Origin of the sequence: Priestia sp. GS2, from assembly GCF_036409025.1 — a bacterium.
Taxonomy (GTDB): domain Bacteria; phylum Bacillota; class Bacilli; order Bacillales; family Bacillaceae_H; genus Priestia; species Priestia aryabhattai_A.
This window is the reverse complement of the sequence record NZ_JAZGJX010000001.1, coordinates 2772086-2787575: the sequence shown is the minus strand read 5'-3', so window position 1 is coordinate 2787575 and position 15490 is coordinate 2772086. Positions and strand designations below refer to the sequence as shown.

Genomic DNA, 15490 nt, shown 5'->3' with positions numbered 1-15490 from the left:
AAAGGGAGAAGGGGCATGGAGGGAAAAATGAAGGCTAGCGAAGAGTCCAAGAAGTCAATCTATAAAACAATTTGGCGCTGGCATTTTTATGCGGGGATTTTAATTGCGCCGTTTCTTATTGTGTTGGCAATTACGGGTGGCATTTATTTGTTTAAGCCGCAAATTGAACAGGCTTTATACGGTGAATATTATACGGTAGAAGCACAGGGTGAAAAGGTGGCGGCAACTGAACAGATTGATGCCGTAAAAGATGAATACCCGAACGCAATGGTTACAAAGTTTCGTCCTGGAGAGAATAATACGCGCTCAAGCGAGGTGTGGATTTTAACAAACGAAGTGACGAAAACAGTGTTTGTGAATCCTTACGATGGCTCGATCATCGGGGAACTTGACGCAAATGACCGAATTATGGATAAGATTGAAGAGATTCACGGGGAGTTGATGGCAGGGACTGTCGGCGACCGGATTGTGGAGCTTGTTGCCTGTTGGGCGATTGTTCTGCTTGTAACGGGGTTATTTTTATGGTTTCCACGCAAGAAGAAAAAAACGCTCGGAGGCACAGTTATTCCGCGCTTTCATAAAGGAAAGTATACGCTTCGCCGAGACCTTCATGCAGTTCCAGGCTTTTGGATCGCAGGCGGCATGTTTTTCTTAATTATGACTGGGTTACCGTGGTCAGGCTTTTGGGGTACAAACTTTCAGATTTTAGCTACGAACTCAGGAGAAGGTTATCCCCCTTCGGTTTGGGTAGGTAACGCCCCGGCTTCAGATGTAAAAACCAAAGAAATTGCAGAGGTACCTTGGGCTGCTGAGAATTTAGATGTTCCGCTTTCAACTATTAATGGACTTATCCCAGTTTCTATTGATAAAGTGATTGAAACAGCGGACCGGGAAGGTTTGTATCCTGGTTATACGGTTATCATTCCAAGCAAGACAGATGGAGTTTATACTATTTCATCCTTTCCGCCAAAGGCAAAGGATGAAGTCACGATGCATATTGACCAGTATTCAGGTGCCGTATTAGCTGACTATCGCTACGACAACTACGGCTGGCTTGGAAAAACAATTGCACTTGGGATTACGCTTCATAAAGGAACGGAATTTGGACTTATCAATCAGCTCGTTAGCGCACTTATTTGCTTAGGAATTGTATTACTTGCCGTAAGCGGCTTTTATTTGTGGCTGAAGAGAAAGCCGAAAAAAGAACTGGGAGCGCCAAAGGCACCAAGTATTCGTACGATGAAAGCTTTCTTGGCTATCATGATTGTGTTAGGTATTATTTTCCCACTCGTTGGGTTATCACTAATTGTAATTTGGCTTATAGATGTATTAGTTATTCGAAATATTCCAGTGCTCAAAGCGTTTTTAAACGCTTAAGAAAGGAGCAAAAACTCAATGAAAAAGTTAATTTCTGTGCTCATCTTAAGCATAAGCGCACTCAGTGCATGTTCGCTAAAAGAAGATGCAGCTTCTTTATACAAGGTAGAAGAGCCGCTGGCAGCAACAATCACTTTGCCTCAGGAGATGCACCCAAATGAACAACAAATTATTCATGTTTCGTTTACACAAGATAATAAACAAGTTAATGAAGTAGATATGCTTCATGTTCAGATTCAAAAGAAAGATGAGCCAAAACTAAATGATGATGTATTAGTAAAGCCTTTGAGTGATGGTGTCTATGAAGTACAGAGCACACTTACAGAAAGCGGACTCTATAACATTACAGTTCATGCAGCGAATAACAACTCAACGATTATGCCCACAAAGCAGTTTGTTGTGGGTGAACTGTCTGGAAAAGATCTGAAGTCTATTCAAAAAGGGAAATCGAAATCGTCAGGTCATCATGAACATCACCATTAATTGAGACTCCTATGAGCAGCTTTGTTCATAGGGCTTTTTCGATTGAAGAGATAAAGAATGAAATCTGAAAAAGGTTGTAAAATCCTCTAAATTGAACACCAAATGTGCAGTTACAATCCTTTTAGGCATTTATTTTGGTACCAATAGATGTGGAGAAATTCGACAAACAGTACATGTTTTTTATATAGTTTTATAGTTTAAGGTAATTAGTATGTAGCTAAATCAAGAATTATAAAATTGAATTTAAAGGAAAAAACATAGGTATTAAGAATTAAATATATCGTCTAATCGTCTGAAAATCTGTATAATAAGAAAAAAGTATTAGAAACAGAGGCGAGAATTCTAGGCATCTATTGGAACTGTCTTTGTTTTATTGTACTTTAAATTCGACTATTTTTAGAGAAGTGTCACGAATAGACAACTACTGGAGGAACATTATGTATAATGAAGGATCTTTTCGGTTTTTCTTTGATAATATGAAGCAACTTGTATTTTTAATGGAAGTAAGAGAAGACGAATTTTATTATAAAAATATGAACCAATCAGCTATTGAAATTTATGGACGAGAACTGATTGGACAGCCTCTAAAAAAGCTTACCAATAAAGGGTTATATGAGTATATTGTGCATTACTATCAAATTGTCAAAGAAACAAAAGAACCGACTACGTATCGAGATGTGAACATTTTTAACAAGAGTAAAGAAGCATATGAAACAGCATTAACGCCAATATGGGATCAAGAAGAGCAAACGATGTATATACTAGCTGTTACGAGTCACATCAATAACCAGCGTGAAAAAGAAGAAAATTTTGCTTTAATTGAATCATTTCTAGAACACACCTCCGATACCATCATCATCTTTTCAGCGGATGAAACCGTTGTACGTGTTAACGCAGCTTTTGAGCATATGTTTGGTTTCAATAGAAGCGAAGTAATTGGAATGAAGCATTCTGAACTTCCTGTCCTTTCAAAAGACGTTTGTTATCAATCTCAAACGGTTCCAGCAAAAGTTCGAGCAGGACAATCGATGACAATTAATGAAGAAATGAGAATCACAAAGGATGGACAAGCAATTCCCGTTTCGATTAACTATTCACCCATCTATAATTCTAGAGGAGAAGTTGTAGCATATTCGTCGATTTACCGTGACATTACACCTCTAAAGCAACTAGAAGCAGAGGTTGAAAAAGGAAAAGAAAAATATAAATCGCTTTTTACGCACCACAATAGCGGAGTGTGTATTGTTGATTTAAACGGACAGCTAATTAAAGTAAACGAGGCGCTCGAAAAAATGACCGGCCATTCCGCTGAGCAGCTAAAAAGTTTATCTTATCACATGCTTATTAAAAAATTTAGCGTTGTTTTTCATACAGATAAACATTCCAATATTTTTGACGGTGAAACCCATCGAGGCGAAATTACGATGCGCAATGAGGGTGGCGAAAAGATGTTTGTAACCTATAGTATTGTTCCAATCGTAGTGGACGAAAATGTAACCGGATTATTCATTGTTTTACAGGACCATACGAAAGAAACCGAGGCAACAATGCTGTTAACAAAAACGATGAAAGATCTTGAAAATATGAAGCATGCGTTAGATGAATCAGCCATTGTCGTTTCGGTAAATAAAAAAGGATACGTTACGTACGTCAATGATATGTTTGTTGATATATCCGGATATTCAGAAGATGAGGCTATTGGTTCATACTATGGAGATGTGGGGCTTAACACTGAACACGAAGAGCTTCTTCGTACCATTCGAGGAGGAAGCGTGTGGCGCGGAGAAGTGGCTAATCGGAATAAATATGGTCAGATTTATTGGGTGTATAAAGCTGTGGTACCGTTGAAAAACCTTGAGGGTGATATCGTTGAGTATATTTCTGTGCATACGGATATTACGGAGCGCAAGCATATGGAAAACCAGCTCCATTTTGAAGCTTTTCACGACGGGCTAACGAAACTTCCGAACCGTGAAATGCTTTATCAAAACGTAAACAAAGCCATTAGTAAAGGAACACCAGGATTCGTGTTGCTCTTCTTAGACTGCGATAACTTCAAGCAAATTAATGATACGTATGGCCATCAAGTAGGGGATGAGTTTTTAATTAAGTATTCCCAGCATTTACAAAAAACGATTCGCAGCACAGACGCTATTTATCGACTTGGCGGTGACGAATTTATCATCGTGCTTCAAGATACCAACCCACTAAAAGAAGATCAAGTGCATAAGCTTATCCAGCGTATTCAAGAGAACCTTCAAGAACTTTGGCAAGTAGATAAATATGAGCTTAACGTTACCACGACCATTGGAGTTGCGATGTATCCAACGGATGGCACTACGGTACAAGAGCTGATTGAATGCGCTGATATTGCTCTATACGAAGGAAAACGTGCTGGCAAAAATAACGTTACGGTATACGATGATGAACAGCTAGAATAGAGAATAAAAAGCAAGAAGTACAAGGACTTCTTGCTTTTTTATGCTAATGCTGTCGAATGGCGTGAATGTGTCAAGTTTTATATCTTTATAGGAGCTTTTGTAGAAAGCATTTCCCTTTTCTGTTAAAACCTTCATAATGAGTTTAAACAACTAAATATTCGGAAAAAACAGTGAAGGGAGAGAGAAAAATGAAGGAAAAGAATGAGTTAACGTTAGAGGATTTTATTACAGAGGATCAGTTTGACTTGGATATATATTTAGACTATCTCTTAAAGCAGTCGCGCTATCAACCGCCAATTGAATCAGTGGGTTGAAAGGGACAGGTTATTAAAAAAGCAGATGAGAATTTAAAATAACTGTTAAAAAATAGTTATCTATGTTACTATTAGTCTGAATATTTAAAATAAATGTAGTTTTGTAAAGGAGGCGTTCATTATGACAAATACGTATATTGTTATTTTTGCAATGAAACAGGAGGGAACGTCTGCCTAAATGTATACGTTCCCTTATTATGAAAGGGGAACAAAGAATGAAGCAATCTATTGAATTAGTCGAAATTAATGAAAAGAATTGGTATGAATGTTGCCAACTAGAAGTGATGGAATCGCAGAAAGAGTTTATGGAAAGCAACGCGGTTTCTATTTTACAGTCTAGGTTTGAGCCAACTTTAAAAGCATATGCTATTCATTTTGAAGATAGAATCGTTGGTTTTCTAATGTATAATTCCGTCAAGGAAGAGCTTGATGCCCACTGGGTCTATCGCATTATGATTGACCAGCATTTTCAAGGGCAAGGAATTGGTAGGTTAGCCACTGAACTGATGCTTGAACAGATGAAAGAGCTCTCAAGCGTAACAAAGGTAGTGGTGGGCTATCATCCAAGCAACGAAAGAGCGCACCACCTCTATGCATCGCTTGGGTTCATTGATGAAGGAGACCGCTTTGGACGTGAAATGGCGGTTGTGAAATATATTGCACGTTAGGAATGAGAAGAGGAGTTGGGCACTGGCCTAGCTCCTTTTGTATTATTACGGGTAAATAAACATAAGAAAAAACATGAAGAGAATAGATCTCTTCATGTTTTTTTACAGCATAATCGCTGCTAATATGATGAGCCCAAGCGTCACAGCGTTAATACTCATCTTGAATTTATCACCTTTTTTAATAGCTGAAAACAGCTCGAATGCGATAATAACTGCTAGAATGACTAACGCAATCCACAGCGGCAGATTAAAAAAATAAACGCTTAAAATAATGACGGCATAAATAATACTTAAAAACATGCTTTTCTTTGCTTCGGTCATAAGAAAGCTCCTTAGTGGTTATGTATAATAGATATTCCTATTAAAAAATTTACCATCTTTAGAGGGATTATTCAAATTTCTAGAAGAACTTTTAACTTTCTCGGATACGCTTTGCTCCGTAGTATTTAGGTGCCCAATAGCTATCTGCCTTGATGTTCGTCACCGTTACGCCTTTTGAGGGTGTGACGTGAACAACGTAGTCATTGCCGATATAAATAGCTGGATTTAAAGTGGATGCTTTAAAAAATACCATGTCACCAGGTTGAAGGTTTTCTTTCTCAACTGGTGTCCCTACGTTCCACTGGCTTGCTCCGTAGCGAGGCAAGTCCACGTTTAACGCTTCTTTATACACATACTGTACAAATCCACCGGTATCAAATCCATCAGGAGTTGTCCCGCCGCTTAAGTAAGGCACTTCTCCGATATATTTTGTAGCGATGGATACAACGGGACCTTCTTTCGGTAGGGATAACCCTTCAAAACGTCGAACCCCCGCAAATTTAGACGTCCAATAGCTGTTTGAAACGTAGTCAATTGCGACGTTTTCACTGCGCTTAGCGTGAATAAACTGATTGCCTCCAATGTAAATTCCAACGTGTGAGATACCTTCGCGGTACGTATCTTGAAAGAAAATAACGTCTCCAACTTGCATATCTTCTTTAGGAATTTCAGTTCCTATCTTCCACTGCTGGTCAGTTGAGCGTGGCAGGTAAACACCTTTAGCTTGCTCAAACACATACTGAACAAAGCTTGAACAGTCCACACCTTCTTCAATAGAGTCACTGCCAAATACATAAGGTGTTCCGATGAGCTTAAGAGCCTCTGCAACGAGCGGATCTTCTTTAGCAATTTCAGGTGAAGACGTAATTCGTTTTGCGGTCACGAACTTCGGTGACCAAAACGAACTATTTGCGAAATCTTGCTGAATTACGCTTCCTTTAGAAGGGGAAGGGTAAATCATCTCACCATTTCCTACATAAATTCCTACGCTTGTTATGCTTCCATTTTCTTGTGAGCTAAAAAATATTAAGTCACCAGGCTTAATTTCTTCACGAGAAATGGTTTCGCCAAGCTTTGATTGCTCTAGTAATGTACGTGGAAGCTTAACATTAATTGCTTGCTTCCAAACATACTGTACGAGTCCTGAACTATCAAACCCTTCTTTAAGCGATTCGCCTCCTGTTGCATGAGGCGCACCCAGCATTTCTTTTGCTTTTTGTGTAAGTAGAGCTGATGCTGTCTCAGTAGCTTCTACGTGTTCGGGTGATGATGAAAGGGAAGAAAGCGGTGTAGCTAAAAGGCCAGCGCTAAGTGTTGCAACTAATAAAGGCTTATATGGTTTCATTTTGATTCTCTCCTTATCGTTCTAAATATCTATATTTCTTATCGGAAGAGAATCGGAAAGGATAATAGACTTATATAAAATGGTTTGTAAAATAAGATAAAAGAACTATTAAACTGGAAAATAAAAAGAAGGTGAGACATAACAAAATAAATCCCCAAAAAGGCGAACACTCTCGTTTCCCCCCTCTTTACGTTGTCAGAACCAGTTTGTTCCATTAGGTTACGGCTACTCGCTTTCCTCAGGAAGGAACCTGAACTTCCTCGCTGCGCTGCTTAATCTCAGTTTTCCTTCTTTATCCCGCGGGAGTCGAGTGTCCTGCGCGCCATTTCATCCTATTTCCAAAGATTTTTTTCAATCAACAAAAAACCTGAACTCTCAACCGTTCAGGTTTATCATTGGCTGGATTGCTTATGTCCGAGCCTTTTTTACTAGACTTTGAATCGTTGAATTGATTCTTGAAGTTCTTGTGCAAGGCTTGCTAAAGCGGTGGAAGAAGAAGTGATTTCTTCCATTGAAGCGAGCTGCTCTTCGGTTGCTGCAGCTGCATTTTGCGTACTGCTTGCTGCTTCTTCAGCAACGCCGTTTACTTCGAATATAGCTTGTGTCACCTGGGCAGTACCGATTGATAGTTGTTCGACTGTTGCGGTCACTTCTTTAATTTGAGCTGCTAAGCTGTTTATGGTCTTGTTAATCGTGGCAAACGACGTACCGGCTTTTGTCGTCACGTCCATACCTTCTTTTACTTCTTCTAAAGCGGAGTCAATGGACTCGGTTGTTTGCTGTGTTTCACGCTGGATAAGCGTAATAAGCGATGAAATCTGCTCAGCGGACTGAGCAGATTGTTCTGCTAACTTACGTACCTCAGCGGCAACAACTGCAAATCCTTTCCCATGTTCACCGGCACGAGCAGCTTCAATTGCTGCATTTAGCGCCAGAAGATTTGTTTGACCAGCAATATTTGTAATTACTTCGTTGATACGCTCAATTTCGTTTGAGCGCTCAGCTAAGCTTTGAAAAACGGCTGATAAACTAATAACCGTATCGTTAATTGAGTTCATTTGTGTATTAACCGTTTGAATGACTGTACTACCCTCTGCAGATAGATTTGAGGCTTCTTTAGCTGTTGCAGCTGCTTTGTCGATGTGGTCATATACAAGGCTTGAGGACATTGCCATATTCTCAATAACTTGCAGTGACTGTTCAACAGAGCTTGCTTGTTGCGTTGCACCATCAGCTAATTCTTGCATCACGCTTGAAATGTGCTGACTTGCTGCCGTGCTTTGCTGAGCGCTGGCGCTAAGCTGCTGAGAAGAGGCTGCTACCTGTTCAGACGTCATATTGGTAGTGTGAATGACGCGTTGAGTATTTTGAATCAAATCTGTGAATGCATTTGTCAGAACACCAATTTCATCTTTTGATTTGTAAGTGCTTTTGACAGTAAAGTCGCCGTCCGCTGCTTGTAACGCTAATGTACGCAATTCTCGAATGGGCTGTGCAATTAAACGAGCAATAAAGGTACCGATAGTCATTAACAGAAGGAGAGACACACCTAACACAATCACTGTTAAATTGGTTGCTTCCTTAGCATCTTGTTGATTTTGTTTATAGATAACTTCAGCTTGCTGTGTGTTTAATTCTTGAAGCGTTGCTAAATAGCGGTTGGCAAAACTACGAACAGGGGCTACTTCGCTTGTATATAATTCATATGCTTCATCATTTTTATTTGCAGTGGCGAGCTCAATTGCCTGATTGCGTAATTCACGCAGTTCATTAAGCTTTTCTTCATATGATGCTAATGCTTTTTTTTGTTCTGGTAACATCTTAATCTTTTTAAGCTTTTCTACGTTCTTATCTTGCGTGCGAAGGATGCTAGTAATCTGAGCATTTAGTTCTCCGTTACGCCTTGGTTCCTTTGTAACCATCATTTCTAAAACAAACGTATCAAGAGCACGGTTATTGGTCTGGATTTGTTGAACAAGACTATTTGGAATTAATTGTTCCGAATACATAATTTCAGACCCACGAGCAGTAAATTGGGTGGACAAGTAGCCAATTGTTCCAACAATGATGAGAGAAATAGAGGCTATGGTAAGTAAAATGAAAAATTTCAATGAAAGCTTTAAATTACGAAGAATATTCATCCTTTTTCTCCTTTAGAAAATAAAATTAAATGCATAGTGTAGCTACTATATATATCGGACTATTTGCCTGAGAATTTATAGTCATCAAACATTGTCGGGATAAATAAAAAAACCATCCGCAAAAGCGGGTGGCCGTTATACTTTGAAATGCCGAATGGATTCCTGGAGTTCTCCAGCTAGCTCTGCAAGAGAGTTAGCTGAATCCGTAATCTCTTCCATTGAAGCGAGTTGTTGTTGTGTGGCGGCGGATGCATTTTGCGTGCTACCAGCCGCTTGTTCCGATACGGCTTTTACCTGAATGATAGAGTTTGTTACTGCTGTGGTTCCGTTTGATACTTCTTCAATACTCGCCGTTACTTCTTGAATTTGAGCTGCTAAGTCCATAATTGCATCATTGATTGTGGTAAACGATGTACCTGCTTCAGTTGCAATACTCATTCCTTCTTTTACTTCGTTTGATACCGATTCAATTGATTCGGTTGTTTCAGATGTTTCACGCTGAATAAGTGAAATGAGAGATGAGATTTGTTCAGCAGAATGAGCAGATTGTTCTGCTAATTTTCGGACTTCTGAAGCGACAACTGCAAATCCTTTTCCATGCTCACCCGCACGAGCTGCTTCAATAGCTGCATTTAAAGCAAGCAAATTGGTTTGGCTTGCAATGGTTGTAATTACTTCGTTAATGCGTTCAATTTGCTCTGAGCGTTCTGCTAAACTTTTGAATACGGAATTCAAACCGTTTACCTTTTCATTAATAGACATCATCTGTTCGCTTACTTTTGTGATAGCTGAGCGTCCTTGCAGCGACATAGAAGCCGTCTTTTCTACAGTGCCCACAGCATTTGTCACGTGAGAGTGAACCCTATTGGTTGATGAAATCATATCATTAATAACTTGATTTCCATGTTCAATGTTGCCAACTTGTGAAGCTGCACCGCTTGCAAGTTCCTGCATGAGTGTTGAAATATGCTCGCTGGCGCTTGTACTTTGCTGTGAGCTTGCACTTAATTCTTCAGCGGAAGCTGCCACTTGTTCAGCGGTTGTATTTACTTTCCCAATTACTGCACGCGTATTGTCCATCATTTGATTCACGGCGTTTGTGAGAATACCAATCTCATCTTTTGCTCGATATGTGCTTTTATGAGTGAAATCACCATCTGCCGCTAGTAAGGCAGTATCTTTTAAAGCGTGAATCGGTTTGGTAATAAACAGAGTAATGGCGACACCTACAGAAATTAATAGAATAATAGTTCCAATAGATACAAATAAAAGTAGTTGACTCGTGGATTGAAGATCTTGTTCATTTTGGTCATGAATCACTTTTGCTTGCGTCGCATTTAGATTTTGTAATGTCTCTAATTCTTTGTTTGTTACACTGCGAAGTGGAGAAACCTGAGAGAGAAATAAATTATAGGCTTCCTCATTGCGGTTTTGAATAGCGAAATTAATAGCTTCACTGCGTGCATTGCGAAGCTGTACCATATTGTCTTGTACCGTTTGAAGCTTCTTTTTTTGTTCAGGTGGAAGTTTAGTGTTAGATAACAGATTCAGAGTATTTTCCTGATTTTGTAATGTTCTTTTAATTTGATCATTGAGCTCTCTTTTTCGCGTACCTACAGTAGTCATCATCAGCTCAATTGTATAAGAATCCAATGCACGATTATCAGTACGGATTTCATTGATGTACTGATTTGGAATAAGCTGCTCGCTATACATAATTTCCCCGCCGCGGGCTGTTTTCGCTAAGCTATCATATCCAATGTACCCTACAATACCCAATGCTAGAGCTGCTATTACAATTAGCGTTGTTAGCTTCATGGACGTTCTCATATTGTGTAGCCAGTTCATTGTCTTTCCTCTTCTCTTATTTAGTTTTAATTCAGTATATTTACTATATCGGTAGAGAAAGAGAAGTGTTTAAAAAGCGATTGAAAAATGTCATATTCTTTGCGAGTAGACTAAACACGAAGCGAAGATGGAGGAGAAACAGATTATTTAATGGCTTCTAAAGATAAATAGAAGAAACCTACAGTAGTGAATAAGGAATACCTATAAAAAAAGAGTAAAGTCCCTTACCTGTGTAAAGGTAGGGGACTAGATGTTCAGATTTATTATTTGTTTGCATAATAGCCTAAAATAACGTTTCGATAATGATGAAGGCTAGGATAATCATCAAAGTTTGAAAGCATTCCTTGAATGACAGGAATTCGCGGCTTTTCTTTCGTTACTTCTTCTTTAATGACTTGAAGCGTTATGAACAGCTCTTCTTCGTCTAGCTTTTGAATTTCTTCTTCTAAATTGGCTACAATCTTTTCAAGGTTTGTTTCATTATCAAAAAGGAAGCGAGATAATAGTTCGTTTGCTTTGTCATTCGTGAGTAGGGGGGGATCGTTATGAATATCCTTTACGATGCTATCCATCCTGCTTAGAATAAAATTTGCGAGCTTAGTTAAATCTACGTCTTGATTTGACAGCAAGATAACGCGCATATATGAGTGAATCATTCCGTCGATTAAAAAGGTTAAGTCCCACGAGTAGTCTTCTATATTAGCACCATAAATATCTAACATGCTTTGACGATAATAGCGGTGTGCTTCCATTTGCTTTTCAAAAAGTAGCTTCTTAACCGTTTCATTTCGCGGTATAGCTTGCTCTTTTGCAAGCATAATAAAAAATTCTCGGTGATTAATAAAGTGAGAAAACCATGCAGCCTGCTGGTGAATAAACTTTTCGCGAGGGCTCTGGTTGGTCGCTGTTTGCTTATCGAATGCTTGGCTAATTATTGCAAATTGATGCTGTAAGATTGCTAATAATAAATCATCTTTGGATTTGAAATGTAAGTAAAACGATCCTTTTGAAATACCGCTTTCTGTTGCGATTTCTTGAACAGAGGTTGCTGAAAATCCTTTAGTTGCAAATAACTTCATTCCAGCTTCAATGATTTGTGTATCTTTCTCATTCATGAAAGAACCCTCCTTAAACACTTTGTTTTCCCGAATTTTTAGAGACCAAAACCTCTTAATTCGTTATGGATATTTTTTCGTTCCTTATCAAAATAGTTGACAGATAATCACTAGGACAATTATAGTTGATTTTGTGCTGACTGACCAGTCAGTTTAAAAAATTATACCGAATGCATAACACTTAAGCAAAAAGGAAGGTGCTATTTATTGAAGGGGTTAGTTAATTTCGTTTTAAAGAATAAGTTAGCCGTATGGTTGTTAACGATTATTGTCACCGTATCAGGTATTTATGCTGGAACGAGAATGAAAATGGAAAGCATACCTGATATTTCTGTTCCTTACTTAATCGTAATGGACGTTTATCCAGGAGCGACGGCAGAACAGGTCATGGAAGACATATCAAGACCGATGGAACAGAACATCGAAGGCTTGGAAGATGTGAAGGCTGTTTACTCAAACTCATCTGCAAACGTATCTCAGGTTCAAATCGAATATGAGTACGGGGTGGATATGGATGAGAAAAAGCGTGAGCTAGAAGCAGCTCTTGATAACGTCACGCTGCCGGAAGATGCGGAAGAGCCATCTGTTATGGCGATCAGCATGAACATGATGCCGGTTGTTGCGTTATCAATTAGCAGCGATAAGGAAGACATTGTTGATTTATCTTCAACAGTACAAGATACAGTTCTTCCTAAAATTGAAAACATTGACGGTGTAGCGGGCGCAACGCTCACAGGTCAACACATTGAAGAAGTAAACCTTGTCTACAATCAAGAGAAAATGAAAGAGCTTGGCTTAACAGAAGATAAAGTCAAAGAAATGGTTCAAGCAAGCGACATGTCACTATCACTCGGCTTAAAAGAATTTGAAACAGGGAAAGAAGCTGTTTCACTCGATGGTGATATCACAACGATTGAAGACTTAAAAGAAGTGTTAATTCCAGTTACACCAACTGCTCAAAATCAAAGTCCGTTTGTGAAACTAGGGGATATTGCAACCATTGAAACAGTTGGTAAAGTACCATCTATCTCGCGTACAAATGGAAAAGATGCGATTTCAATTCAAATTACGAAGACGCAAGAAGCAAATACCGTAGAAGTCGTTAATGCTGTGAAAGATTTAATTAAAGATCAAGAAAAAGAGATTGACGGTTTAGCGATTGATGTAACGCTAGATCAAGGTGAACCGATTGAAGAATCCGTATTTACGATGGTAGAGAAAGCACTATTCGGTGGTTTATTCGCGGTTATCATCATCCTGCTGTTCTTGCGCAGCATCAAATCTACGATTATCTCAATTATCTCAATTCCAGTTTCAATCTTCATGGCACTACTGCTGCTAAACTGGCTTGATATTACATTAAACATTATGACGCTAGGAGCTATCACGGTAGCCATTGGTCGTGTTATTGACGACTCTATTGTCGTAGTGGAAAACATTTACCGACGCATGAATCTGTCCGATGAAAAACTTCGTGGCCGGGCGTTAATCCGTGAAGCAACGATTGAAATGTTTAAACCAATTCTTTCGTCTACGCTCGTAACGATTGCTGTATTCGCACCACTTATGTTTGTTGGCGGTATGGTTGGTGAATTATTTAGACCGTTTGCTTTAACAATGGCATTCGCATTAGGAGCATCCCTACTGGTTGCCATTACAATTGTACCTGCGCTGTCTCACTTCTTATTCCGTAAGAACTTATCAGGTGAAAAAGAAGTAAAAGCGCATAAAGAAGGCGGGAAACTAGCAAACTGGTATAAAGGTTTCCTAGGAAAAGTTTTAAATCATAAGATCATTGCATCTCTAGTCGCGGTTGTTCTGCTTGCAGGATCACTTGCTTTAACACCGCTCATTGGTTTTAGTTTCTTAGGATCAGAAGAAGAAAAAGTAGTGTACTTAACGTATACGCCAGCAGCTGGTGAGCTCAAAGAAGAAACGCTCAAAAACGTTGAAAAAGTTGAAGAGCATTTCATGAAGCGTGATGATTTAGAAACGATTCAGTTCTCAATTAATGACGAAACAAGCACAGACGCATCAGCAGTCATGATGGGGGGCGGAAGCGGAGCGTTAATGTACTTATTCTTTGACGAAGATGTGAAGAACTTTGCTGACGTAAAAGAAGAAGTCCTTGACTATGCAACAAACCTTGACCAGTCAGGTGAATGGAAGTCACAAGACTTTGGTATGGGCGGCATGTCGTCTGATGAAGTAAGCTATACGCTATACGGTAAGAACTTAGACGATTTAAATAAAGCAGCTTCAGACGTTGAAAAAGCATTAAAAGACGTAAATGAATTAGAAAACGTCAAGTCTGATTTTGAAAATCCATATGTTGAACACATGATGAAAGTGAATCAACAAGAGCTTCTACAATATGGATTAACAACGGCACAAATTGCAGGAGCACTGTCGGCCCAAAACGCTGGTGACGTGCTGACAACCGTTAACAAAGACGGAGAAGAAGTGAACGTTACGGTTCAAAGCGATGCAAAAAAAGAGCCAAAATCAATGGATGAATTATTGGAAACACAAGTTCCAACGGCTCAAGGAACCCCAATGCCTCTATCTGAAATTGTGGAGGTAGAAGAAGGAACAACCTATACGACGCTTGCTCGTAATAAAGGGGAATTCTATACAACAATTTCGGGTAAAGTTGTCGGTGACGACGTATCAAAAGCAACAGCTGAAGCCGATAAAAAGATTGACGATATCGATTTACCAAGCGGTGTAAAAGTAGACGTTGCGGGAGTGGCGGCGGATATGCAGGAATCCTTTACGCAGCTGGGCGTAGCGATGCTGGCAGCGATTCTGATCGTTTACTTTATCCTTGTGGTAACGTTTGGTGAAGGTTTAGCACCATTTGCAATCTTGTTTTCATTACCGTTCGCGGTTATCGGTTCGTTTGTTGGACTGTGGATTGCAGGTGAAACCATTTCCGTATCCGTTATGATGGGACTACTGATGTTAATTGGTATCGTGGTAACTAACGCCATTGTGCTTGTAGACCGCATCATTGAAATGGAACGCGCGGGCATGTCTATTCGTGACGCGATTCTTGAAGCAGGGTCAACACGACTGCGTCCAATTCTAATGACGGCAATCGCAACGATTGGCGCTATGGCTCCAATGGTATTTGGTGCAGGTGGAGCGGGTCTAATTTCAAAAGGCTTAGCCATCACGGTAATCGGTGGTTTAACATCCTCAACGCTGTTAACGCTAGTCATTGTACCAATTGTATATGAAGCATTATCAAAGCTATTGAAGAAAAACCGTCGAGCAGCTGAAGAAGAAGCAATGTAACAGAAAGCGTCCCTGTCCGAGGGGCGCTTTTTTGTTGGAACGTTAACTCAAAAACTACTATCTTTCTAGTAATTTAGATTGTATAATTTTCCCTTAAGAAGAGGGTCGTTTGTTTATTTGACTATCTCTAAAGCCGG

The 15490-nt window shown here is 39.4% G+C and carries 11 protein-coding genes; 6 read left to right on the top strand and 5 right to left on the bottom strand.

Annotation, left to right across the window (positions count from 1 at the left end):
* Window positions 1-15 precede the first annotated feature (15 nt).
* The 5 genes from V2145_RS14220 (at window position 16) to V2145_RS14200 (ending at window position 5283) form a co-directional block, all read left to right on the top strand.
* The gene (locus tag V2145_RS14220; protein WP_330987925.1) at window positions 16-1377 is read left to right on the top strand and encodes a PepSY-associated TM helix domain-containing protein; all 1362 of its coding nucleotides are present in this window, start codon (window positions 16-18) and stop codon (window positions 1375-1377) included.
* 18 nt (window positions 1378-1395) lie between these two features.
* Window positions 1396-1860: a FixH family protein gene (locus tag V2145_RS14215; RefSeq protein ID WP_330987924.1), complete on the top strand. Its 465-nt coding sequence runs from the start codon at window positions 1396-1398 to the stop codon at window positions 1858-1860.
* A gap of 437 nt (window positions 1861-2297) precedes the next feature.
* Complete coding sequence (locus V2145_RS14210; protein WP_330987923.1) at window positions 2298-4301, top strand: sensor domain-containing protein; 2004 nt, start codon at window positions 2298-2300, stop codon at window positions 4299-4301.
* 188 nt (window positions 4302-4489) lie between these two features.
* On the top strand, window positions 4490-4615 hold the full coding sequence (locus tag V2145_RS14205; protein WP_256993394.1) for a hypothetical protein: 126 nt from the start codon (window positions 4490-4492) through the stop codon (window positions 4613-4615).
* Between the two features lie 215 nt (window positions 4616-4830).
* Complete coding sequence (locus V2145_RS14200; protein WP_330987922.1) at window positions 4831-5283, top strand: GNAT family N-acetyltransferase; 453 nt, start codon at window positions 4831-4833, stop codon at window positions 5281-5283.
* A 102-nt stretch (window positions 5284-5385) separates the two neighbouring features.
* Here V2145_RS14200 and V2145_RS14195 read toward each other — a convergent pair whose 3' ends face one another.
* The 5 genes from V2145_RS14195 to V2145_RS14175 all read right to left on the bottom strand — a co-directional run bounded on the left by V2145_RS14195 (window position 5386) and on the right by V2145_RS14175 (window position 12053).
* Entirely contained in the window at window positions 5386-5604 is a 219-nt protein-coding gene (locus V2145_RS14195; protein WP_094912749.1) for a hypothetical protein, read from the bottom strand.
* Window positions 5605-5695: 91 nt separating this feature from the next.
* Window positions 5696-6949, bottom strand: a complete 1254-nt coding sequence (locus V2145_RS14190; protein ID WP_330987921.1) for a C40 family peptidase — start codon at window positions 6947-6949, stop codon at window positions 5696-5698.
* Between the two features lie 428 nt (window positions 6950-7377).
* The gene (locus V2145_RS14185; RefSeq protein ID WP_330987920.1) at window positions 7378-9090 is read right to left on the bottom strand and encodes a methyl-accepting chemotaxis protein; all 1713 of its coding nucleotides are present in this window, start codon (window positions 9088-9090) and stop codon (window positions 7378-7380) included.
* A 135-nt stretch (window positions 9091-9225) separates the two neighbouring features.
* Window positions 9226-10938 (bottom strand): methyl-accepting chemotaxis protein, encoded by a 1713-nt coding sequence (locus tag V2145_RS14180; RefSeq protein ID WP_330987919.1) that lies wholly within the window; start codon window positions 10936-10938, stop codon window positions 9226-9228.
* A gap of 263 nt (window positions 10939-11201) precedes the next feature.
* Entirely contained in the window at window positions 11202-12053 is an 852-nt protein-coding gene (locus V2145_RS14175) for a TetR/AcrR family transcriptional regulator (RefSeq protein WP_330987918.1), read from the bottom strand.
* Between the two features lie 207 nt (window positions 12054-12260).
* On the opposite strand from V2145_RS14175, the gene V2145_RS14170 reads away from it, so the two are divergent.
* Window positions 12261-15353 carry an efflux RND transporter permease subunit gene (locus tag V2145_RS14170; RefSeq protein ID WP_330987917.1) on the top strand — a complete coding sequence of 1031 codons (3093 nt, stop codon included), beginning with the start codon at window positions 12261-12263 and terminating at the stop codon, window positions 15351-15353.
* The last annotated feature ends 137 nt before the right edge of the window (window positions 15354-15490 follow it).

Coding starts and splice junctions, on each gene's coding strand:
- V2145_RS14220 (WP_330987925.1), top strand. CDS start 16: ATGGAGGGAAAAATGAAGGCTAGCGAAGAGTCCAAGAAGTCAATCTAT.
- V2145_RS14215 (WP_330987924.1), top strand. CDS start 1,396: ATGAAAAAGTTAATTTCTGTGCTCATCTTAAGCATAAGCGCACTCAGT.
- V2145_RS14210 (WP_330987923.1), top strand. CDS start 2,298: ATGTATAATGAAGGATCTTTTCGGTTTTTCTTTGATAATATGAAGCAA.
- V2145_RS14205 (WP_256993394.1), top strand. CDS start 4,490: ATGAAGGAAAAGAATGAGTTAACGTTAGAGGATTTTATTACAGAGGAT.
- V2145_RS14200 (WP_330987922.1), top strand. CDS start 4,831: ATGAAGCAATCTATTGAATTAGTCGAAATTAATGAAAAGAATTGGTAT.
- V2145_RS14195 (WP_094912749.1), bottom strand. CDS start 5,604: ATGACCGAAGCAAAGAAAAGCATGTTTTTAAGTATTATTTATGCCGTC.
- V2145_RS14190 (WP_330987921.1), bottom strand. CDS start 6,949: ATGAAACCATATAAGCCTTTATTAGTTGCAACACTTAGCGCTGGCCTT.
- V2145_RS14185 (WP_330987920.1), bottom strand. CDS start 9,090: ATGAATATTCTTCGTAATTTAAAGCTTTCATTGAAATTTTTCATTTTA.
- V2145_RS14180 (WP_330987919.1), bottom strand. CDS start 10,938: ATGAACTGGCTACACAATATGAGAACGTCCATGAAGCTAACAACGCTA.
- V2145_RS14175 (WP_330987918.1), bottom strand. CDS start 12,053: ATGAATGAGAAAGATACACAAATCATTGAAGCTGGAATGAAGTTATTT.